The organism is Actinacidiphila rubida (assembly GCF_900110255.1).
GTDB classification, from domain to species: Bacteria; Actinomycetota; Actinomycetes; order Streptomycetales; family Streptomycetaceae; genus Actinacidiphila; species Actinacidiphila rubida.
On record NZ_FODD01000037.1, the window covers coordinates 13,878 to 36,707 of the forward strand.

Sequence of the window (22,830 nt, forward strand, 5' to 3'; positions counted from 1 at the left end):
ATGGCGGCGCTGTGTTGACGAAACCGAGGTGCCGGGTCAGTCCACCAGGTTGACGGCGCGGGCCGAGGTGGCGCCGATCTCGTCGGCGATGTCGGCGAGGACGCCGGCCGGGATCGTCGTGTCGACGGTGAGGGCGACCAGCGCCTCGCCGCCGGCGGCCGCGCGGGCCACCTGCATGCCGGCGATGTTGACGTCGACCTCGCCCAGGATGCGGCCGATGGTGCCGACCACGCCGGGACGGTCGGTGTAGCGCATGAAGGCCATGTGGTCGGCGAGCGTCAGGTCGACGTCCTCGTCGCCGACCGCGACGATCTTCTGCAGGTGCTTGGGACCGGCGAGCGTGCCGGACACCGAGACGTCGCTGCCGTCGGCCAGGGTGCCGCGCACGGTGACCAGGTTGCGGTGGTTGGGCGACTCGCTGCTGGTCGTCAGGCGCACCTCGACACCGCGCTCCTGCGCGAACAGCGGTGCGTTGACGTACGACACGGTCTCCGCCACCACGTCCTCGAACACGCCCTTGAGCGCGCTGAGTTCGAGGATCTTGACGTCGTGCTGGGTGATCTCGCCGCAGACCTCGACGTCGAGCCGGGCGGCGACCTCACCGGCCAGCGCGGTGAAGATCCGGCCGAGCTTCTCGGCGAGCGGCAGCGCCGGCTTGACGTCCTCGGCGATCACGCCGCCCTGGACGTTGACCGCGTCCGGCACCAGCTCGCCGGCGAGCGCGAGCCGCACCGACTTCGCGACCGCGATGCCGGCCTTCTCCTGCGCCTCGTCGGTGGAGGCGCCCAGGTGCGGGGTGGCCACCACGTTGTCGAACTGGAAGAGCGGCGAGTCGGTGCAGGGCTCCTTGGCGTATACGTCCAGGCCCGCGCCGGCGACCCGGCCCTCCTTCAGCGCGGAGGCCAGCGCCTCCTCGTCGACGATCCCGCCGCGGGCCGCGTTGACGATCCGCACCGACGGCTTGACCTTGTGCAGCGCCTCGTCGCCGATCAGGCCGAGCGTCTCGGGGGTCTTGGGCAGGTGGACGGTGATGAAGTCCGACGTCTCCAGCAGCTCGTCGAGGGTGAGGAGCTTGACGCCCATCTGCGCGGCCTTGGCGGGCTGCACATAGGGGTCGTAGGCCACGACCTTCATGCCGAACGTGGCCATGCGCTGGGCGACCAGCACGCCGATCCGGCCCAGGCCGACCACGCCGAGGGTCTTCTCGCTCAGCTCCACGCCGGTGTACTTGTTGCGCTTCCACTCCCCCGCCTTCAGCGCCGCGTTGGCGGGCGCGATGTTGCGGGCGGTGGCGATGAGCAGGCCGCAGGCCAGCTCGGCGGCGGTGACGATGTTGGACGTCGGCGCGTTGACGACCATCACGCCGGCCTTGGTGGCGGCGGCCACGTCGACGTTGTCCAGGCCGACACCGGCGCGGGCCACCACGCGCAGTTTGCGGGCGGCGGCGATGGCCTCGGCGTCCACCTTGGTGGCGCTGCGGATCAGGATGGCGTCCACGTCGGCGATCGCGGGCAGCAGTTCGGCGCGGTCCGCCCCGTTGCAGTGCCGGATGTCGAAGTCCGGTCCGAGCGCGTCGACCGTGGCCGGCGACAGCTCTTCTGCGATGAGTACGACAGGCTTCTGGCTCACGTGGTCCTCACTTGTCCTTCGTGGGCGGCCGGTCCCGTGCGACCGCTCCAGGGAGGCGGGGTGGGCAGAGCCCACCAGGCGGGGTTGTGGCATGCCGCGGAAGACACACGACGCTGTGAGCCTGACGCGCTTGTTAAGGGAGTGTATCGACGGGGTGCTCCGACGGCCTTCGCCGAAATGGAAGGATCACCCGCAAGGGTTGCGTCGCTTCGTACAAACCCCGTACCGCATCGTGGTCAGGGTGCCGCCGGGGCGGCGGTCGAAGCGACGCAACCGAGCGCGTCGCGGGGTTCGCGGGCGGACCCGCGAGGGTGCTTACGCCTCCTCGTCCACCCAGCTCATCAGCTTGCGGAGCTTCTTGCCGGTGGTCTCCAGCAGGTGGTTCTCGTCGGCCTTCTTGTACTCGTTGTACTTCGGCAGGCCGGCGTTGTACTCCGCGATCCAGTTCTTGGCGAAGCTGCCGTCCTGGATCTCGCCGAGGACCTTCTTCATCTCGGCCTTGGTCTGGTCGGTGATGATCCGCGGGCCGGTGACGTAGTCGCCCCACTCGGCGGTCTCGGAGACCGACCAGCGCATCTTCTCCAGGCCGCCCTCGTACATCAGGTCCACGATGAGCTTGAGCTCGTGCAGGCACTCGAAGTACGCGATCTCGGGCTGGTAGCCGGCCTCGACCAGCGTCTCGAAGCCCGCCTTGACCAGCGCGGAGGTGCCTCCGCACAGCACCGCCTGCTCGCCGAAGAGGTCGGTCTCGGTCTCCTCGGTGAAGGTGGTCTTGATGACGCCGGCGCGGGTGCCGCCGATGCCCTTGGCGTAGGACAGCGTCAGCGCGAACGCCTTGCCGGTCGCGTCCTGCTCGACGGCCGCGATGCACGGCACGCCGCGGCCCTCCTCGTACTGGCGGCGCACCAGGTGGCCGGGGCCCTTGGGGGCGACCATGCACACGTCCACGCCGGCCGGGGGCTTGATGAAGCCGTACCGGATGTTGAGGCCGTGGCCGAAGAACAGGGCGTCCCCGTCCTTGAGGTTGTCCTTGACGGACTCCTCGTAGACCCGGGCCTGGATCGGGTCCGGCACCAGGATCATGATGACGTCGGCCTCGGCGGCGGCCTCGGCGACCGTCACCACGCGCAGGCCCTGCTCCTCGGCCTGCGCCTTGGACTTGGAGCCCTCGTGCAGACCGACGCGCACGTCGACGCCCGAGTCGCGCAGCGACAGCGCGTGGGCGTGGCCCTGGCTGCCGTAGCCGATGACCGCGACCTTGCGGCCCTGGATGATGGACAGGTCGGCGTCGTCGTCGTAGAACAGCTCGGCCACTTCGGGTCTCTCCTTGGTTCGGGTTGTACGGCCCACCGTAGACCGGTGGGCGGGAGGGGGGTCGGGGGTCTCGCTATGCGGATCGTTCCAGGGCGCGCAGCGACCGGTCGGTGATCGAACGCGCGCCGCGGCCGATGGCGATGGTGCCGGACTGGACCAGCTCCTTGATGCCGAACGGCTCCAGCATCTTGAGCATCGCCTCCAGCTTGTCGGCGCTGCCGGTGGCCTCGATGGTGACGGCCTCCGGGGAGACGTCCACGGTCTTGGCGCGGAACAGCTGGACGATCTCGACGACCTGCGAGCGGGACTCGTTGTCGGCGCGCACCTTCACCAGCACCAGCTCGCGGGCGACCGCGGCGGCGGCGTCCAGCTCGACGATCTTCAGCACGTTGACCAGCTTGTTGAGCTGCTTGGTGACCTGCTCGAGCGGGAGTTCGTCGACGACGTTCACCACGATGGTGATGCGCGAGATGTCGGGGTGCTCGGTCGTGCCGACCGCGAGCGAGTCGATGTTGAAGCCGCGGCGGGAGAAGAGCGCGGTGATCCGGGCCAGGACGCCGGGCTTGTTCTCCACCAGGACGGACAGCGTGTGCTTGGACATGGCGTGGTCTTCCTTCAGGTCTCTGCTGTTCCCGGTGGCGTTCAGTCGTCCAGTCCGTCGCTGAAGTCCGGACGGACGTCGCGGGCGGCCATGATCTCGTCGTTGGAGGTGCCGGCGGCGACCATCGGCCACACCATCGCGTCCTCGTGCACGATGAAGTCCACGACGACCGGGCGGTCGTTGATGGCATTGGCCTCGGCGATGACCTTGTCCAGGTCCTCCGGGGACTCGCAGCGCAGGCCGACGCAGCCCATCGCCTCGGAGAGCTTGACGAAGTCCGGGACCCGCGTGCCGCGGTTCTGGATGGAGCCGACGCCGCGGGTGGAGCCGGGGACGCCCTCGGCGCCGTCGTGCAGCACGGTGTTGGAGAACCGCTCGCCGTAGAAGAGGTTCTGCCACTGGCGGACCATGCCCAGGGCGCCGTTGTTGATGATGGCGACCTTGATCGGGATGTTGTTCAGCGCGCAGGTGACCAGTTCCTGGTTGGTCATCTGGAAGCAGCCGTCGCCGTCCACGGCCCAGACCGTGGCCTCGGGCCGGCCGGCCTTGGCGCCCATCGCGGCGGGCACCGCGTAGCCCATGGTCCCGGCGCCGCCGGAGTTGAACCAGGTGCCGGGCTTCTCGTACTTGATGAACTGCGCGGCCCACATCTGGTGCTGGCCGACGCCGGCGGCGAACAGCGTGCCCTCGGGCGCGAGTTGGCCGATGCGCTCGATGACCTGCTGCGGCGACAGGCTGCCGTCGGCGGGCACCTCGTAGCCCAGCGGGTAGGTGTTCCGCCAGAAGTTCAGGTGCTCCCACCACTCGGAGTAGTCGCCCTTGTGGCCGGCGTCGTGGTCGGCCTGGACCGCCACGATCAGGTCGGCGAGCACCTCGCGGGCGTCGCCGACGATCGGCACGTCCGCGACGCGGTTCTTGGAGATCTCGGCCGGGTCGATGTCGGCGTGCACGATCTTGGCGTGCGGCGCGAAGGTGTCCAGCCGTCCGGTGACGCGGTCGTCGAAGCGGGCGCCGAGCGCCACGATCAGGTCGGCCTTCTGCAGGGCGGTGACCGCCGAGACGTCGCCGTGCATGCCGGGCATGCCGACGTGCTGCGGGTGGCTGTCCGGGAACGCGCCGAGCGCCATCAGCGTGGTGGTGACGGGCGCGCCGGTCAGCTCGGCGAGGATGCGCAGCTCGGCGGTGGCGCCGGCCTTGAGGACACCGCCGCCGACGTAGAGGACGGGCCGGCGGGACTCGTTGATCAGCCGGGCGGCCTCGCGGATCTGCTTGGCGTGCGGCTTGGTCACCGGGCGGTAGCCGGGCAGGTCCTGCTGCGGCGGCCAGGTGAAGGTGGTCTCGTTCTGCAGCGCGTCCTTGGCGATGTCGACCAGGACCGGGCCGGGGCGGCCGGTGGACGCGATGTGGAACGCCTCGGCGATGGTCCGCGGGATCTCGTCGGCGTCGGTGACGAGGAAGTTGTGCTTGGTGATCGGCATGGTGATGCCGCAGATGTCCGCCTCCTGGAAGGCGTCCGTGCCGATGGACTTGGAGGCGACCTGCCCGGTGATCGCGACGATCGGCACCGAGTCCATGTGCGCGTCGGCGATCGGCGTGACCAGGTTGGTGGCGCCGGGACCCGAGGTCGCCATGCACACCCCGACCCGGCCGGTGGCCTGCGCGTAGCCGGTGGCGGCGTGGCCCGCGCCCTGCTCGTGCCGGACGAGCACGTGACGCACCTTCGAGGAGTCCATCAGGGGGTCGTACGCCGGCAGGATCGCACCACCGGGGATGCCGAACACCGTGTCGGCGCCGACGGCCTCGAGGGAGCGGATGAGGGACTGCGCGCCCGTCATGCGCTCGGCGGGGGCGGTGGATGCCGCACTGCGGGTCCGCGGCTGCGGATGGTGGGACCCGGTGGCCTGCTCGGTCATCTGCGTTCTCTTCTCTCGAAGATGAGGGCTGAGGGTGGTGGGATGAGGAGGAATTCCACTGCCCGAGACCGGCCCGGGCAACAAAAAACCCCTCGTGCCGTGAGGCAAGCGAGGGGAGCGCGCCGGTGGGGTGCGAGGCGGTGTGAGCCTCGGTCAGCCGACGCGCTTTCCAAGTACGAGAATTCGGGTGCGCATGGCCCTGACCTTCCTCCGGTCCCCCCTGGGGTGTCAAGCGGGTGGGACGGGCGTCTCATCATGTGAACGCCGTGGCCGGGGTGGCGGACCGCAGGAACCGACCTGCTCACGGGCGGTCTCCCCGGCCGGGACGGGGGCCGGGACGGGCCCCTGGACGGCCGCGGGCACGGGGTAGACGCCGCGGGCGAGCGAGCCGCGCAGGCGCCGCTCGTCCAGCGGTCCGGCGAAGGCCATGCCGACGCCCTGAGCGCAGCCCAGGTCGCGCAGTGCGTGCACCTGCTCGGGCCGGTCCACCCCCGCCGCGACGGTGCGGATGCCCAGGTCCTGGGCGATCCGCAGCAGCCCGCGGGTGACCGCGTGCTGGCGGCCCTGCTCCGCGACGCCCTCCACGAAGCAGCGGTCCAGCTTGAGCACGTCGACCGGCAGGGCGCGCAGCACCGCGAGCGCGCCGTGTCCGCGGCCGAAGCCGCCGAGCGCGATCCGCACCCCGCGCCTGCGCAGCCCGGACAGCCGGCGGCCCAGCTCGTCGTGCGGGATGTGCGGGTCGCCGCCGGCCAGCTCCAGGACCAGGGCGCCGGGGGGGCAGCTCGTGCCGGTCGAGCAGCGACTCGACGGTGCCGGCCGGCAGCTCGCGGTGGAACAGCCGCCGGGTGGACAGCCGTACCGTGACCGGGACGCGGTGGCCGGCGTCGTACCGCCGCGCGGCCTGCTCCACGGCCTGCTCCAGCAGCCACCGGGCCGGTTCCAGGCTGCGCTCCCCCGCGCCGGCCGGCGCGTCCGCGCCGTGCAGGAAGTCGGCCGGCGTGCTGGGGAACCCGGCCGCCGAGCGCCATCGCGGGTGCGCCTCGACGCCGGCGATCCGGCCGCCCGCCAGCTCCACCACCGGCTGGTGCAGCAGGGTCATCTCCCCTTCGTGCAGCGCCTTGCGGAGGCGTCCGGCCAGCTCCGTGCGGCGCACCACGTCGGCCTGCAACTGCGGGGCGTACAGCTCCACCCGGCCCTTGCCGGCCTGCTTGGCGCGGTACATCGCCAGGTCCGCGTTGCGCATCAGCTCGCCGGGGGTGTCGCCGGAGCGGGCGAGCGCGATGCCGATGCTCGCGCCGACCCGCACCTCGCCGCCCTCGACGCGGTACGGCCGGGACAGGGCGCTGCGCAGCCGGTCGGCGATCTCGCGGACCTGCTGCTCGCGGAACTCCTCGTGGCGGGCGCCGGAGCCGCTGATCAGCACCGCGAACTCGTCGCCGCCGAGCCGGGCGGCGGTGTCGCCGGAGCGCAGCGCCTCCCGCAGCCGGCGCGCGGCCTGGGTGAGCAGGTCGTCGCCGGCCTGGTGGCCCGCGGTGTCGTTGACCGCCTTGAAGCCGTCGAGGTCGACGTAGAGCACGGCGGCGCGGCCGTCGGCGGCCCGCCGGCCGCCCAGGGCGTTGCCGAGGCGTTCGGTGAACAGCGCCCGGTTGGGCAGGTCGGTGAGCGGGTCGTGCGAGGCGTTGTGCTGCAACTGGGCCTGGAGCGCGACGCGTTCGGTGACGTCGCGGCTGTTGAAGATCAGGCCGCCCTGGAAGCGGTTGACGCTGGACTCCACGTGCAGCCAGCCCTCGTGTCCGTCGCGCGCGTGACCGGAGCGGATCCGGCACTCGATGCGGGTGGCGGGCTCCTCCCCGGGCGGCGCGGCCAGGAAGCGGCGCACCTCGTGCACGACCCGCCCGAGGTCGGCGGGGTGGATGTGCGCGGCCAGCTCGGTGCCGACGAGTTCCTCCGGGTCGCGCCCGTAGACGCCCTTGGCGGCGGGCGAGACGTAGCGGAGCACGCCGCTGGGGGCGGCGATCATGATGACGTCGCTGGACCCCTGCACCAGGGACCTGAAGTGGCTCTCCTTCTGGGCCAGTTCCTGGGTGAGGGAGATGTTGTCCAGCAGCATGATGCCCTGCCGGACCACCAGCGCCATGACCACGGTGCAGCCGGTGAAGAGCACGACCCGGTCGCACTTCTGGCCGGTGATGACGTTGTAGAGGATGCCCAGGGTGCAGACGGTCGCGGCCAGGTACGGGGTGAGGGCGGTGAACGAGCCGGTGGCCTTGCGGGTGGCGCCGGCCGGGCGGCGCGGCACGGCGTGCTGCAGGCGGCTGCCGACCCAGGGCGCGTACGCCATCAGCAGCGCGCCGGCGAACCAGCCGGCGTCGAGCACCTGCCCGGAGCGGTAGTGGGCGCGCAGCAGCGGCGAGGTGAACAGTCCGTCGCACAGCACGGTCAGGGCCAGGGCCGCGATCGCGGTGTTCACCGCGGCGCGGTTGGCGGCCGAGCGCCGGAAGTGCAGCGCCAGCACCATGCTCACCAGCACGATGTCCAGCAGCGGGTAGGCCAGCGAGAGCGCGAGGCGGGCGGTGCTGGGGCCGTCGAGCTGCGCGGCGCGGGCCAGCGCCAGGCTCCAGGACAGGGTGAGCAGCGAGCCGCCGATCAGCCACGTGTCCAGGGCCAGGCACACCCAGCCGGCCCGCGTCACCGGGCGCTTGGCGAGCACCAGCAGGCCGATCACGGCGGGCGGCGCGAACAGCAGGAAGCAGAAGTCGGCGGCGGAGGTGCGCGGCACGGGTTCGCGCAGCACCACCTCGTACCAGCCCCACACGGCGTTTCCGGAGGCGAGCATGGCGGAGGAGATCGCGAACAGGACCCAGGCGGGGCGGTGCGGTCCCCGCGTCCTGCGGGCGTACAGCAGCGCGGACACGGTGGCCGTCACGGAGGCCGCCGACAGCCCGAAGTCGCCCATGACCAGGGCGACTTCGCTGGAGCCCCAGCCGAGGGCGGCGCCGGCGGTGTAGCCGCCGCAGAGCACCGCGAGGAGCAGTTGCGGCAGGAGCCCGCCGCGGCTCGCGGGGCGCACGGGTGGGAGCACCGCCGCGCTGGTGGCGCTCACGGTGCGGTCCGATGTCGGGTGGTGGTGGCTTCGGTGCGCTGGGCCCGCGTACCCGGATCGTTCGTTCCGTTCTGCATCGCCCGTCGCCCCCCTTGCTCGTGTCACTGGTCTGTCCGTCCACTCCCCGCCTCCCGCCGGTGTCCGGGCTGCGGCTCGTCCCCCGATCGGGACGATACACCAGATTCGTCACTCAGGGATAGGGCTTCTCTACTCAGCGTAATCACAAGGGAGTTGGTGGCAACCGCCCGCAGTCACCCGGTGCCTCAGGGTGCTCCGACCTGGGGTCCGGCGGTGGCCGGGAACGGGTCCCGGGCCGGCCGCTCAGCTGACCGCGACGACGTTCTCCAGCGGCTCCCCGGCCGCGAACCGCCGCAGCTGGGCGACGACCAGACGCTTGGCGCGCGGCAGGAACGCCGACGTGCTGCCGCCCACGTGCGGGCTGATCAGCACGCCGGGCGCGTGCCACAGCGGGTGGCCGGCCGGCAGCGGCTCGGGGTCGGTGACATCGAGTGCCGCGGTGAGCCGCCCGGACTCGGCCTCGGCGAGCAGCGCCTTGGTGTCGACGACGGGACCGCGCGCGACGTTCACCAGCAGCGCGCCGTCCTTCATCGCCGCCAGGAAGGGGGCGTTGACCAGCCCGCGGGTCTGCTCGGTCAGCGGCGTGGTCAGCACCACCACGTCCGCGGCGGGCAGCAGGCCCGGCAGGTCGTCCAGCGCGTGCACGGGTCCGCGCGGGGAGGTCCGCGCGGAGCGGGCGACCCGGGTCACCTCGCACTCGAAGGCCGCCAGCCGGTCCTCCACCGCCGCGCCGATCGAGCCGTACCCGACGATCAGGACGCGGCGGTCGGCGAGCGCCGGGTAGAAGCCCGCGTACCACTTCTCGTTGTCCTGACCGCGGACGAAGCGCGGAACGCCGCGCAGGGACGCGAGGATCAGCGTGAGCGCGAGCTCGGCGGTGCTCGCCTCGTGCACCCCGCGGGCGTTGCACAGGCGTGTGCCGGACGGGAGTTGGGACAGGTGCGGGGCGATGTGGTCGACGCCGGCGCTGAGCGTCTGGACCACCTGGACGCGGCGCATCCCCGGCAGCGGGCGGGCCCCCGCCGTGGGGCCCTTCATGTACGGCACCACGTAGAAGGCGGCGTCGGCGGGGTCGGCGGGGAACCGGTCGGACGTACCGTCCCAGAACACGTACGAGAAGGCGTCGGGCAGCCCCTCGATCTCCTCCGGTGGCAGGGACAGCCACACCTGGGGGCGGTCCTGGGCGACGGGCGCGGTCGAATCTGTCATGGTCAGGAGGCTACGGCTTCTTCCCCGGGGCGGACCGTGTGGCACAGTAAGGCCGCGCGAGGGAGGTCGGGTACGTGGAGCGCAGGACGGTCGGGGCGGCGGCTCTGGAAGTGGGCGCGGTGGGCCTGGGCTGCATGCCGATGAGCTGGGCCTACACCACGTCGCGGCAGGACGGCGAGGAGTCGCTGCGGGCGGTGCACACGGCGCTGGACCGCGGCACGACGCTGCTGGACACCGCGGACATGTACGGGCCGTTCACCAACGAGCTGCTTCTCGGGCGGGTGTTGAAGGAACGGCGGGCCGAAGCGTTCGTGTCGACGAAGTGCGGGCTGCTCGTCGGCGAGCAGCACATCGTGGCCAACGGCCGCCCCGGGTACGTGAGAAGGGCCTGCGACGCGTCGCTGCGCCGGCTGCAGACCGACGTCATCGACCTGTACCTGCTGCACCGCGTCGACCCCGAGGTGCCGATCGAGGAGACCTGGGGCGCGCTCGCCGGGCTGGTGGGCGCGGGCAAGGTGCGGGCGCTGGGCCTGAGCGCGGTGGGCGCCCGGGGCAGCCGGGTGCGCGCCCGGCAGGGCGGCAACGGGCACCTGCACGCGGAGACCCTCCAGCACCTGGCGCGCGCCCAGCAGGTCTTCCCGGTCAGCTGCGTGCAGGCCGAGCTGTCGGTGTGGGCGCCGGAGGCACTGGACGAGCTGCTGCCGTGGTGTACGGCGCGCGGTGTCGGCTTCATGGCCGCGATGCCGCTGGGGAACGGTTTCCTCACCGGCACGCTCACGCCCGGCGGCGGGTTCGAGCCGGACGACCTGCGGGCCCGGCACCCGCGGTTCACCGCGGAGATGATGGCCGCGAACCAGCCGATCGTGGCCGGCCTGCGCCGGGTGGCGGAACGCCACGGCGCGACCCCGGCGCAGGTGGCGCTGGCCTGGACGCTGGCCCAGGGGCGGTCGGTGGTCCCGGTACCCGGCACCAAGACCGCCCGCTGGGCCCGGGAGAACGCCGCGGCCGCGGCGCTCCGGCTGACCGACGGCGACCTCGCGGAGATCGCCGGGCTGCCGCCCGCGCGGGGGTCGTGGGACTGAACCGTGATCACCGCGCGGCGGCGAACGCGCACGGCGCGGGGTGGGTGTGTGGTGTGCTGGAAGGGTGAGGACAGTCAGTCGTACGGGCACGGACCGGCCGCGGGGCGCCGGGCGGCGCGGGCGCGCGGGCACGACCGCGGGTGCGGCGGCCGCCGGGCTGGCGCTGGTGCTGGGCGGCTGCTCCTCCGGCGGCGGACACGGGGTGTCGCCGCTGCTGTCCCCCTCGGGCCGGGCGTCCGCGTCCGCCCCGGCCGCGCCCTCCCAGCACGCGGCGCCCGGTGCGACGGCCTCCGCGACGCTGTCGGCGGCGCCGGCCAAGGGCACCGCGAAGGTCACCGCCACGGTGGCGACCGGTATCGCCCAGCCCTGGGGCGTCGCCCAACTCCCGGACGGCACGCTGCTGGTGGCCTCCCGGGACAGCGGGCGCATCTCCCTCGTCGACCCCGCGAAGCACACGGTCACGCCCATCGGCACGGTGCCGGGGGTGTCCCACACCCAGGGCGGTGAGGCGGGCCTGCTCGGGCTCGCCGCCTCCCCCCACTTCGGGTCCGACCATCTGATCTACGCGTACTTCACCACCGAGTCCGACAACCGCATCGCACGCATGCTGTACGACCCGACGCGGGCGAAGGGCGACCAGCTCGGGGCGCCCGACACCATCCTGCGCGGCATCCCCATGGGCCTGATCCACAACGGCGGGCGGATCGCCTTCGGACCCGACGGCATGCTGTACGCCGGGACCGGCGAGACCGGGCAGCGCGGGCTCGCCCAGGACGTGGGGTCGCTGGCGGGCAAGATCCTGCGGATGACGCCGGACGGGCAGCCGCCCAAGGACAACCCGGTACCCGGGTCGCTGGTGTACTCCACCGGCCACCGCAACGTCCAGGGTCTCGCCTGGGACGCCCAAGGACGCCTGTGGGCCTCGGAGTTCGGTCAGGACCGGTGGGACGAGCTGAACCTCATCAAGCCCGGAGGCAACTACGGGTGGCCGGTCGTCGAGGGCATCGCGCACCGCGCGCCGTACATCGACCCCGTCGTCCAGTGGCACACCGACGAGGCGTCCCCCAGCGGCATCGCCTACGCGGGCGGCTCCATCTGGATGGCCGCGCTGCACGGCCAGCGCTTGTGGCGCATCCCGCTCGACGGTCCCCGTGCGGCGGCCCCGCCGCAGGCCTTCTTCACGAACACGTACGGCCGTCTCCGCACCGTCGTCGCCGTCGACGCGCACACGCTGCTGCTCACCACGAGCAACACGGACGGCCGGGGCAGCCCGCACCCGGGCGACGATCGGGTCCTCCAGCTCACCGTCTCCTGAAGCTTTCCCCTGCGGAGAGCTAACGGGTGCCCCTGGGGCTTGCTGGGTTCGGCCTACGGGGTGCCCCCGGGGCTTGCTCGTTGTCCACCGGCCGGTGGGTGGCTACGGCTTCCGGGGTGCCCCGCGCTGCGCGCTGCCGTCTGCCGGTCTCGTCGTGGCTTGTCGCGCTGGGGGCACCTCCCGGCCGAAGGCTGGGGGACCCCGCGCCCCTGATATGCGTGCCCTTTGTCCGTGGGGTCGGGGGCGCTCCGGAAGCGTCTCCTCGGAAATGTGCATACGGGTTCGTCCACATCCGCACCCGGGGGCCACGCACATTTCTCTGCGGGGAGCACTTCCTCCCCACCCCCTCCCACTCACCCACCGTGCGGCGGGGGACATGGGACACGGCCAAGCTCTGTCCTCCCGCAGACGGGGACCGGCCGGAAGGGGACGATCCGGGTGTGTCCCCGCAGAGCTTTGCAAGGCCCCGGCCCACCAATCTGGAAAAAGCCGCCATGCAAAGCTCGAGGAGACACTCCCGGAGTGGCCCCTGACCCCACCCACCGACGTGCACCGCCAGGGGCGCGGGGAACTGCGCGACAAGCCACGACGGCGCGGCAGACGGCAGCGCGCAGCGCGGGGCAGCCCGGAAGCCGTAGGGCCGCGCGCAGCGCGGGGTGGGGCGAACCCCGCGCTGCGCGCGAACGCACCGGCGCGTCAGGAGGGGAAGAGGGCGAGCCGGTGGGCGAGCGCCGCCGCCTCGCCGCGGGTGGACACGGAAAGCTTCGCCAGGATGTTGGAGACATGCACACTCGCCGTCTTCGGCGAGATGAAGAGCTCCTCGGCGATCTGCCGGTTCGTCCGCCCCTCGGCGACCAGTCGAAGGACGTCCCGCTCGCGAGCGGTGAGCCCGAGCGTCTCAACCGACGTCCGCCCGGCGACGCTCGGCGCCGCCGTCGCGGTGGACGCCAGGGGAACCCCGGCCCGCCGGGCCACCTCCGCGACGCGCGCGCCCAGCGGCCCCGCCCCGGCCCGCAGGGCCGCGGCGTGCGCGAGGGACAGCAGGTCCGCTCCCGCCTCCCGCTCCCCCGCGGCCAGCACGCACTCGGCCCGGCGCAGCCGGATCCCGGCCAGCTCGACCGGCCGCTCCTCCGCGGCGAACGCCGCCTCCGCCGCGGCCCAGAGCGCCGCGTCGTGGCCGCCCCGGGCACGGTCCAGTTCGGCCGCGACCAGCAGTGCGTACGCCGCGGCCACGCCGGAGTCCCGTGGCAGCCGGCCCGCGGCGTCCTCGATCCGGCCGAGCGCCTCGGGATCGGCGCCGGCGGGGTCCGCCGCCTCCGCGGCCGCGCCCGCGGCGAGCAGCGGCCAGCCGAAGCGCGCGGTGCCGGGCGGGAACCCGACCTCGCCGACGGCCCGCAGCTCCCGCCGGGCGTCCTCGAACCTCCCTTGCGCGACGGCCAGTTCGGCGGCCAGGGCGCGCAGCGGGATGAGGTGCTGCGGCTGCGTGTCGTGCTGCAGGAGTGCCTGCGCCTCGGCGAGATGGGCCTCCGCGGCACCGTCGTCGCCGACGCCCAGCGCCCGGTGGCCGAGCAGGATCTCCAAGCCGCCGCGCAGATACGTGCGTTCGGCCAGCCGCCGGGCCTGGTCCAGCGGTACGAGCGCGGCCTCGTACTCGCCGGACGCCAGCAGCGACTCGCCCTCGTTGGTGAGCAGCCACGCCCGGGTGATGTTGGCGACCTTCTCCCCCAGCAGGGCCAGGCCCTCGCGGCTGACGCGGACCGCCTCGGCGGAGCGGCCGGCGCCCTCGAGCACCGAGGCGAGATTGCCGTAGGTGCGGGCGACGAGGCTGCGCGAGCGCAGGTCGCGGGCGACCCGCCGGACGTCCTCGACCTGCGCGATGCCGCGGTCGATCTCACCGATGTCGACCTGGAGGAGTCCGAGGGTGACACGGGCGTGCAGTTCGGTGTCGCGGTCGCCCGCGGCCCGGGCGAGTTCGACGGCACGCTCGGCGACGGAGATGCCCTCGGCACCGGACTTGTGGACCATGATCCACCCGGCGATCATGGCCATCACCTCGGCGTGCACGGCCGACGGAGGCAGCCCGCGGACGAGTTCGCGGGCGCGGGACAGCTCCTCCCAGCCGTCGCCGCGGGCGAGGTCCTCGGTGAGCCGGGACCGCTGGGCCCAGAACCAGGCGGCCCGGAGCGGCTCGACGGCGCCGGTGCGTTCGATGAGGTGCGTGGCGCGCTTGGCGACGGTGTGGGCCCGCTCGCGCTCGCCGCTCAGCCGGGCGGCGACGGTGATCTCGGCGAGCAGGTCGAGGAAGCTCAGCGGGGCGGCCGGCGCGTCGCCGCCGTCCGCGGCGTCCGCCGTGCCGGAGGCCGTCATGGGCGGGTAGGCCTCGGCGCAGTCCAGCGGCCGCAGCCGGGCGCGGACGTCCTCGGGGGCGTCCTCCCAGAGTTCCAGCGCGCGTTCCAGCAGGCGGTGCTGCTCGGCGTAGGCGTGCCGGCGGCGTGCCTCGACGGAGGCGCGCAGCACCGCGGGCAGCGCCCGGGCCGGGTCGTGGGCGGAGTACCAGTAGGAGGCGAGGCGGGCGGCCCGCTCGTCGGCCCGTACCAGGCCGGGGTCGGCCTCGACGGCCTGCGCGTAGCGGCGGTTGATGCGGCTGCGCTCGCCGGGCAGCAGGTCGTCGCCGACGGCCTCGCGGACCAGCGAGTGGCGGAAGCGGTAGCCGTCGCCGCTGTCGGTGGGCACCAGGATGTTCGCGCCGACGGCGGTCCGCAGCGCCGCGATCAGCTGGTCCTCCTCCAGGCCCGCGATCGCGTCGAGCAGCCGGTACTCGACGGTGTTGCCGCCCTCGGCGACGATCCGGGCGACCCGCTGGGCGTCCTCGGACAGCGCCTCGACGCGGACCAGCAGCAGGTCGCGCAGCGACTCGCTGATGCCGGTGGAGCAGGTGCCGTCGAGGGAGCAGGCGAGTTCCTCGACGAAGAAGGGGTTGCCGTCGGAGCGGGCGAAGACCTGGTCGACGATGGCGTCCTCGGGTTCGGCGCGGAGGATCGCGGCGAGCTGGCGGCGCACCTCGTCGTGGGTGAACCGGGACAGCTCGACGCGGTCCACGGTGCGCAGCCGGTCCGTCTCGGCGAGGAACGGCCGCAGCGGGTGGCGGCGGTGGATGTCGTCGGCCCGGTAGGTGGCGGCGATGAGGACCCGGGCGCGCTGCAGGGAGCGGAAGAGGTACGCGAGCAGTTCGCGGGTGGACCGGTCCGCCCAGTGCAGGTCCTCGACGACCAGGACCAGCGTCCGGTCGACGCCCAGGCGTTCCAGCAGCCGGACGGTGAGTTCGAAGAGGCGGACCCGGCCGTTCTCGTCGTGCGGGTCGCGCCGGGTGGCGCCCTGCTCGCCCAGTTCGGGCAGCAGCCGGGCCAGTTCGGTCTCCTGGCCGGCGGCGGCGCGCACGAGTTCGGGGCCGAGGGTGGCGTGCAGGTCGCGCAGTGCCGTGGAGATCGGCGCGAACGGCAGTCCGTCCGCGCCGATCTCCACACATGCCCCGACGGCGGCGACGGCCCCCGTGCCCCGCGCAGCCGTCAGGAACTCCTCGGTGAGGCGGGTCTTGCCGACGCCTGCCTCACCGCCGATCAGCACCGCCTGCGGCTCGCCCCGGTCCGCGGCGGCCAGGGCCGCGGCCAGGCGTTTCAGCTCGGCGTCGCGGCCGATGAACACCGGGCTCAGGGACTGTGTCTGCACGGTGTCGAGGATGTCATGCAAGGCCCTCGCGGCGACACCGTTTACCTGCGCGGTTCCGGTGCCCGCGGCCTCCCCGGCGGGCTGGGTGCCGGCGGCCGCCGGGGAGGCCGCCGGCGCCTGGGCGGTCATGCCGCGCTGTGCGGGTGCAGGGCGCGGTGCAGGCGGCCGAGTGACGATCCGGACGCCTCGGCGTCGCTGCCGCGGGACGCGGTCCTGGCGCCGGTGCGGCGCGCGCGCCGCTCGCTGGTGCGGGCGGCCTTGGCGTCCCGTGCGAGCCGCCACTGCTCGGCCTCGCGCTGGAGGTCGGAACGGTGGGCCTTCTGGAGCTCGTTCTGGAGTTCGTAGCCGAACATGGTGGGTCTCCTTGGATGTCGTGTCCTTTTCGCTGAGACAAGCTTCGTCTCCAAGGGGGGTCCGCCACATCGGGCACCTGCCCGAACTTCCGGGCCCGGGGGGGTCCCGGGCGCCTCAGACGGCGGCGCGGGGGCCTTAGACCGGACCGCCGCGGGGCCCGGCGGGGACTCAGAGGGCCTTAGGCCGGGCCCGGGGGGCCTTAGGCCGCCTCGGACGCCTTAGGCATCCGGGTTCCGGTGGCCCGTGGGCGCGCCGCGACCGTACGCGGCACGTGGGCCCGCGGCGCGGGCCCGTGCCGCGCCGGGACGCGGAACCCCCCGAACTCCTTGCGGAATCCGGGGGGTTGGGGCGCCGGTGTCAGCGGGTCCGGTACGTCTCCTGGGCGCTGCGGGCGCGCAACGCGCGCTCGTCGGACAGGGGCACCGGGCGCGGGGTGGGCGTGCGGGCCGGACCGGCGCCGGCGTGCTGGTCCGGTGCGGGCGGCACCGGTCCGCCGGGCAGCGCGGGCACCGGCGGTACGGCGGTGGCGGCGGGCGCCTCGATACTGAGCCGCGGCAGCCTGCGTTCGAGCCAGCCGGGCAGCCACCAGTTGGCGCCGCCCAGCAGGTGCATCAGCGCGGGCACCAGCAGGGTGCGCAGCACGAACGCGTCGAGGGCCACGGCGGAGGCCAGTCCGATGCCGAACATCGACATGACGCGGTCGCCGCTGAGCACGAAGGCCAGGAAGACGGCGATCATGATGACCGCGGCGGAGTTGATCACCCGGCTGGTCTCGGCCAGGCCGACCCGTACCGCGCGCCGGTTGTCGCGGGTCTCCTGCCACTCCTCGTACATCCGGCTGACCAGGAACACCTGGTAGTCCATGGAGAGCCCGAAGAGCACCGAGACCATGATCACCGGCAGGAACGGCTCGATGGGCCCGGCCCGGCCCAGGCCCAGCCACTCGGTGCCCCAGCCCCACTGGAAGATCGCGGTGACCACGCCGAAGGACGCGCCGACGGCGGCGACGTTCATCACCGCGGCCTTGAGCGGGATGCCCAGGGAGCGGAAGGCGAGCAGCAGCAGGATGCAGCCCAGGCCGACGACGGAGCCGACGAACAGCGGCAGCTTGCCGATGATCACCTGCGCGAAGTCGTCGTAGCTGGCGGTGGTGCCGCCGACGTAGACGTGCAGACCGTTCCCGTGCGCCGCGGACGGCAGCACGTCGTGTCGCAGGTGCTGGACCAGCGCGGAGGTGGCGTGGGACTGCGGGGAGCTGTCGGGGACGACGGTGATGACGCCGGTCGTGCCGGAGCCGTCGAAGACGGTGGGGCTGACGGACGCCACGCCGGCGGTGTGCTCCAGCGTCTGCGGCAGGGCGTCCATGGCCACCCGGGCGCTCGCGCTGTCCGCGGTGCCGACGAGGGTGAGCGGGCCGTTGGTGCCCGGCCCGAAGCCCTGGGCGAGCAGGTCGTACGCCTGGCGGGTGGTGGCGGTCGCCGGGCCGTTGCCCTGGTCGGAGGTGCCGAGGTGGAGCGTGAAGGTGGGCAGCGCGAGCACGACCATGACGACCGCGGCGAGCCCGCCGAGCAGCTTGGGGTGCCGTTCGACGAACGCGGACCAGCGGGCGGCCAGCCCGGCGGGCATCTCCGGCTGCGGGCCGAGCTCGGCGAGCGTGCGGCGCTCGCGGCGGCTGAGGGCGCGCTGCCCTATCAGGCCGAGCAGCGCCGGCAGCAGGGTGATCGAGGCGGCGACGGTGAGCAGCACGGTCAGCGCGGACGCGACGGCGACGCCGTTGAGGAATCCGAGGCGGAGGATGAACATGCCGAGCAGCGCGGCGCACACCGTGCCGCCGGCGAAGACCACGGCCCTGCCGGTGGTGGCGACCGCCTCCTCGGCGGCCTGGGCGACGGTCAGGCCGCGTTTGAGCCCTCTGCGGTGCCGGGTGACGATGAACAGCGCGTAGTCGATGCCGACGCCGAGGCCGACGAGCATGCCGAGCATGGGGGCGAAGTCCGCGACCGTCATGCCGTGGCCGAGCAGCACGGTGGCCATGTAGGCGGTGCCGCAGCCGACGAGCGCGGTCGCGATGGGCAGGAGCATCGCCGCGAACGAGCCGAACGCCAGCAGCAGCACCACGGCCGCCACGGCGACGCCGACGATCTCGCTGAGGTGGGCACTGGTGCCCTCGGTGCTGCCGACGGCCTGGCCGCCCAGCTCGACCTGGAGGTCGGCGGTCCCGGCGGCCTTGGCGGTGTCCACCAGGGCGTGTGCCTGGGCGGAGCTGATGTTCTCGGCCTCCTGGGCGTAGGAGACGGAGGCGTACGCGGTGTGGCCGTCGCGGCTGATCTGGCCGGCGCCGGAGGCGCCGTACGGGCCGACGACGGAGGTGACGCCGGGCAGGGTGCGGGTCTTGTCGAGGACCTTGGTCATGGTCTGCTCGACGCTTGCGGCCCGGACGCTGCCGTGGTCGGTGTGCCAGACGATGGTGTCGGTGTCGCCCGCCTGCCCGGGGAACGCGTCGTGCAGCAGGGCGGCGGCGTGGCCGGACTCGGTCCCGGGAGCGTTGTAGCTCTTGGAGTACGCGGAGCCGGCGGCACCGGCGGCCGCGGTCAGGCCGAGAAGGACGGCGAGCCACAGGATCACGACGGTGATGCGGCGGTTGATGCACCACCTGGCGAGTGCGGCCATGCGCAGTTGTCTCCTGTGAGGGCAGCCCGTGATTTCGCCCCACTGTGCCAGCTAAACGTGATCGATTGGGACTTTCGTGCCCTTCCTCACAAGCGGTAAAAAGCACGTAAGGACGGCACCCGAATTTCGGGTACCGCCCTTACATATGCCTTATCCGAGCGGCGAATCCGCCCCCGGAAGAGCTCCGGCCGGCCCTCGGACCGGGCCGGATCCCGGCGCCGGACCGGCCGCCGGATCAGCCCTGGACGCCGAGCTTCTCCAGCACCAGTTCACGGACGCGCTTGGCGTCCGCCTGGCCGCGGGTGAGCTTCATGACGGCGCCGATCAGCGCGCCGGCCGCCGCCAGGTTGCCGCCGCGGATCTTCTCGGCGATCGCCGCGTTGTCCGCGATCGCCTGGTCCACGGCCGCGCCGAGCGCGCTGTCGTCGGAGACGACCTTCAGCCCGCGCCGGTCCACGACCTGGTCCGGGTCGCCCTCGCCGGCCAGCACGCCCTCGATGACCTGCCGGGCCAGCTTGTCGTTGAGGTCGCCCGCGGCGACCAGCGCCGACACCCGGGCCACCTGCACCGGGGTGATCGGCACCGCCGGCAGCTCGACACCGGACTCGTTGGCGTGCCGGGCCAGCTCGCCCATCCACCACTTGCGGGCCGCGGCGCCGTCCGCGCCGGCGTCGATGGTGGCGACGATGAGGTCGAGGGCACCGGCGTTCAGCACCGACTGCATCTCGTGGTCGGAGATGCCCCAGTCCGTCTTCAGCCGCTCGCGGCGCAGCCGCGGCAGCTCGGGCAGACCGGAGCGCAGCTCCTCGACCCAGTCGCGGGGCGGTGCCACCGGCACCAGGTCCGGCTCGGGGAAGTACCGGTAGTCCTCGGCCTCCTCCTTGATCCGGCCGGAGGTGGTGGAGCCGTCCTCCTCGTGGAAGTGACGGGTCTCCTGGACGATGGTGCCGCCGGTCGAGAGCACCGCGGCGTGCCGCTGGATCTCGTACCGGGCGGCCCGCTCGACGCTGCGCAGGCTGTTGACGTTCTTCGTCTCGCTGCGGGTGCCGAACTTCTGCTCGCCCCGGGGGCGCAGCGACAGGTTGACGTCGCAGCGCATCTGGCCCATCTCCATGCGGGCCTCGGACACCCCCAGCGCCTTGATCAGCTCACGCAGCTCGGCGACGTACGCCCGCGCCACCTCGGGGGCCCGGTCGCCGGCACCCTCGATCGGCTTGGTGACGATCTCGATCAGCGGGATGCCGGCCCGGTTGTAGTCCAGCAGCGAGTACGTCGCGCCGTGGATACGGCCGGTGGCCCCGCCGACGTGGGTGGACTTGCCGGTGTCCTCCTCCATGTGGGCGCGCTCGATCTGCACCCGGAAGACCTCCCCGTCCTCCAGCTGGACGTCCAGATAGCCGTTGAAGGCGATCGGCTCGTCGTACTGGGAGGTCTGGAAGTTCTTCGGCATGTCCGGGTAGAAGTAGTTCTTCCGCGCGAAGCGGCACCACTCGGCGATCTCGCAGTTCAGCGCCAGGCCGATCTTGATCGCGGACTCGACGCCGGTCGCGTTGACGACCGGCAGCGAGCCGGGCAGGCCCAGGCAGGTCGGGCACGTCTGCGAGTTGGGCGCGGCGCCCAGCTCCGTGGAGCAGCCGCAGAACATCTTGGTGCGGGTGCCCAGCTCGACGTGGACCTCGAGGCCCATCACCGGGTCGTAGGTCGCCAGCGCGTCCTCGTAGGGCAGCAGGTCCGTGACGGTCACAGTTCGCTCTACCTCAGTCCTCTGATCAGTCCGTCAGGACGTCGTCGTCGTGCTGGCGCAGCTCGCGGATGAGCAGAGCCACGCCGGTGGCCACCGCGGCCACCCGGATCAGGCCGTCCACCAGCTGCAGGGTGTCCTCGTCGCCCCGTGCGCTGCGTACCTTCTTGACGTTGCTGAAGGCGGCGAACAGGGTCGTGCCGATGGCCAGGTAGGTGCCGGCCTTGCTCTTCTTGCCCTTGTTGGTGCTCACAGCTGCGGTGCCTCCTCAAGCAGCGGGTGGCCCCACTTCGTCACGAAGGCGGCCTCGACGGCGGCGCCGACCCGGTAGAGCCGGTCGTCCTTGAGCGCGGGCGCGATGATCTGCAGACCCACCGGGAGACCATCCTCCGGGGCGAGACCGCAGGGCAGCGACATCGCCGCGTTGCCGGCCAGGTTGACCGGGATGGTGCAGAGGTCCGCCAGGTACATCGCCAGCGGGTCGTCGACGCGCTCGCCGATCGGGAACGCCGTGGTCGGAGTGGTCGGCGAGACGATCACGTCGACGCTCTCGAACGCCCGCTCGAAGTCGCGGGAGATCAGCGTGCGGACCTTCTGCGCCGAGCCGTAGTACGCGTCGTAGTAGCCGGAGCTGAGCGCGTACGTGCCGAGGATGACGCGGCGCTTGACCTCGGGACCGAAGCCGGCCTCGCGGGTCAGCGCGGTGACCTCCTCCGCGGAGTGCGAGCCGTCGTCGCCGACCCGCAGCCCGTAGCGCATGGCGTCGAAGCGGGCCAGGTTGCTGGAGCACTCCGACGGCGCGATCAGGTAGTAGGCGGCCAGCGCGTAGGTGAACGACGGGCAGGACAGCTCGACGACCTCGGCACCCAGCTCGCGCAGCATCTCCACGGACTCGTTGAACCGCTGCACGACGCCGGCCTGGAAGCCCTCGCCGCCGAACTCCTTGATGACGCCGACCCGCAGGCCCGCGACGCTGCCGTTGCGGGCGGCCTCGACGACCGGCGGCACCGGCACGTCGACGGAGGTGGAGTCCATCGGGTCGTGCCCGGCGATCACCTCGTGCAGCAGGGCCGCGTCGAGCACCGTGCGGGCGCACGGCCCGCCCTGGTCCAGGGACGAGGAGAACGCCACCATGCCGTACCGGGACACCCCGCCGTAGGTCGGCTTCACGCCGACGGTGGCGGTGACGGCGGCGGGCTGCCGGATGGAGCCGCCGGTGTCGGTGCCGATGGCCAGCGGCGCCTGGTACGAGGCCAGGGCCGCGGCCGAGCCGCCGCCGGAGCCGCCGGGGATGCGGGTGAGGTCCCACGGGTTGCCCGTGGGACCGTACGCGCTGTTCTCGGTGGAGGACCCCATGGCGAACTCGTCCATGTTGGTCTTGCCGAGGATCACCACGTCGGCGTCCTTGAGCCGCTTGGTGACCGTCGCGTCGTACGGCGGGATCCAGCCCTCGAGGATCTTGGAGCCGACGGTGGTCGGCACGCCCTCGGTGGTGAAGATGTCCTTCAGGGCCAGCGGGACGCCGGCCAGCGGGCCGAGCGGCTCGCCCGCGGCGCGCTTGGCGTCCACCGCGCGGGCCTGGGCGAGCGCGCCCTCGCGGTCGACGTGCAGGAAGGCGTGCACCTTCTCGTCGACGGCCTCGATACGGGCCAGGTGCGCCTCGGTGACCTCGACGGCGGTCAGCTCGCCGGAGGCGATCTTCGCGGCGGTCTCGGCCGCCGTCAGCCTGATGATGTCGGTCGTCATCACGATCAGTCCTCCCCGAGGATCTGGGGCACCTTGAAGCGCTGCTGCTCCTGCGCGGGCGCGCCGGACAGGGCCTGGTCCGGGGTCAGGGACGGCCGGACGGTGTCCTGGCGCATGACGTTGGTCAGGGGCAGCGGGTGGGAGGTCGGCGGGACGTCCTCGCCGGCCACCTCGGAGACGCGGGCTACGGCACCGATGATGTCGTCGAGCTGTCCGGCGAAGTGGTCCAACTCTTCGCTGGAGAGCTCCAGTCGTGCCAGCCGGCCGAGGTGCGCGACCTCCTCGGGCGTGATGCCAGGCATGCGGCGATCCTCTGGGGGGTGAGATGTCGTTTGTGGCCTCAATCCTA

General features: G+C 72.9%; 14 protein-coding genes and 1 pseudogene. 2 read left to right on the plus strand and 13 right to left on the minus strand.

Annotation, left to right across the window (positions count from 1 at the left end):
* Positions 1 to 36 precede the first annotated feature (36 nt).
* From serA to BMW99_RS30005, 6 genes and pseudogenes are all read right to left on the minus strand, one after another.
* Complete coding sequence (gene serA, locus BMW99_RS29980; protein ID WP_069465744.1) at positions 37 to 1,629, minus strand: phosphoglycerate dehydrogenase; 1,593 nt, start codon at positions 1,627 to 1,629, stop codon at positions 37 to 39.
* A 315-nt stretch (positions 1,630 to 1,944) separates the two neighbouring features.
* A complete protein-coding gene (gene ilvC / locus BMW99_RS29985; RefSeq protein WP_069465745.1) occupies positions 1,945 to 2,943 on the minus strand; it encodes a ketol-acid reductoisomerase in 999 nt (332 codons plus the stop codon).
* Between the two features lie 73 nt (positions 2,944 to 3,016).
* The gene (gene ilvN / locus BMW99_RS29990) at positions 3,017 to 3,544 is read right to left on the minus strand and encodes an acetolactate synthase small subunit (protein WP_069465746.1); all 528 of its coding nucleotides are present in this window, start codon (positions 3,542 to 3,544) and stop codon (positions 3,017 to 3,019) included.
* Between the two features lie 41 nt (positions 3,545 to 3,585).
* Positions 3,586 to 5,457, minus strand: a complete 1,872-nt coding sequence (locus BMW99_RS29995; protein ID WP_069465747.1) for an acetolactate synthase large subunit — start codon at positions 5,455 to 5,457, stop codon at positions 3,586 to 3,588.
* Positions 5,458 to 5,685: 228 nt separating this feature from the next.
* Positions 5,686 to 8,560, minus strand: a pseudogene (locus BMW99_RS30000) (putative bifunctional diguanylate cyclase/phosphodiesterase).
* 321 nt (positions 8,561 to 8,881) lie between these two features.
* Positions 8,882 to 9,847: a 2-hydroxyacid dehydrogenase gene (locus BMW99_RS30005; protein WP_069462943.1), complete on the minus strand. Its 966-nt coding sequence runs from the start codon at positions 9,845 to 9,847 to the stop codon at positions 8,882 to 8,884.
* Between the two features lie 74 nt (positions 9,848 to 9,921).
* Here BMW99_RS30005 and BMW99_RS30010 point away from each other — a divergent pair, with 74 nt between their 5' ends.
* Positions 9,922 to 10,929, plus strand: a complete 1,008-nt coding sequence (locus BMW99_RS30010; protein ID WP_069462944.1) for an aldo/keto reductase — start codon at positions 9,922 to 9,924, stop codon at positions 10,927 to 10,929.
* Between the two features lie 64 nt (positions 10,930 to 10,993).
* Positions 10,994 to 12,244, plus strand: coding sequence for a PQQ-dependent sugar dehydrogenase (locus BMW99_RS30015; protein ID WP_075017918.1), 1,251 nt, complete (start codon positions 10,994 to 10,996; stop codon positions 12,242 to 12,244).
* 696 nt (positions 12,245 to 12,940) lie between these two features.
* Here the strand turns inward: BMW99_RS30015 and BMW99_RS30020 are convergent.
* The 7 genes from BMW99_RS30020 to gatC form a co-directional block, all read right to left on the minus strand.
* Positions 12,941 to 16,099 (minus strand): helix-turn-helix transcriptional regulator, encoded by a 3,159-nt coding sequence (locus BMW99_RS30020; protein ID WP_079176232.1) that lies wholly within the window; start codon positions 16,097 to 16,099, stop codon positions 12,941 to 12,943.
* Positions 16,096 to 16,323, minus strand: coding sequence for a hypothetical protein (locus BMW99_RS30025; protein WP_075017919.1), 228 nt, complete (start codon positions 16,321 to 16,323; stop codon positions 16,096 to 16,098). The genes BMW99_RS30020 and BMW99_RS30025 overlap by 4 nt, the downstream gene beginning before the upstream one ends.
* 358 nt (positions 16,324 to 16,681) lie before the next feature.
* Positions 16,682 to 18,994 (minus strand): MMPL family transporter, encoded by a 2,313-nt coding sequence (locus tag BMW99_RS30030; protein ID WP_079176233.1) that lies wholly within the window; start codon positions 18,992 to 18,994, stop codon positions 16,682 to 16,684.
* A gap of 235 nt (positions 18,995 to 19,229) precedes the next feature.
* A complete protein-coding gene (gatB, locus tag BMW99_RS30035; RefSeq protein ID WP_069464688.1) occupies positions 19,230 to 20,738 on the minus strand; it encodes an Asp-tRNA(Asn)/Glu-tRNA(Gln) amidotransferase subunit GatB in 1,509 nt (502 codons plus the stop codon).
* A gap of 25 nt (positions 20,739 to 20,763) precedes the next feature.
* Complete coding sequence (locus BMW99_RS30040) at positions 20,764 to 20,988, minus strand: hypothetical protein (protein ID WP_069464689.1); 225 nt, start codon at positions 20,986 to 20,988, stop codon at positions 20,764 to 20,766.
* Positions 20,985 to 22,481, minus strand: coding sequence for an Asp-tRNA(Asn)/Glu-tRNA(Gln) amidotransferase subunit GatA (gene gatA, locus BMW99_RS30045; protein ID WP_069464691.1), 1,497 nt, complete (start codon positions 22,479 to 22,481; stop codon positions 20,985 to 20,987). The genes BMW99_RS30040 and gatA overlap by 4 nt, the downstream gene beginning before the upstream one ends.
* Positions 22,482 to 22,486: 5 nt before the next feature.
* The gene (gatC, locus tag BMW99_RS30050; protein ID WP_069464690.1) at positions 22,487 to 22,783 is read right to left on the minus strand and encodes an Asp-tRNA(Asn)/Glu-tRNA(Gln) amidotransferase subunit GatC; all 297 of its coding nucleotides are present in this window, start codon (positions 22,781 to 22,783) and stop codon (positions 22,487 to 22,489) included.
* Between the last annotated feature and the right edge of the window lie 47 nt (positions 22,784 to 22,830).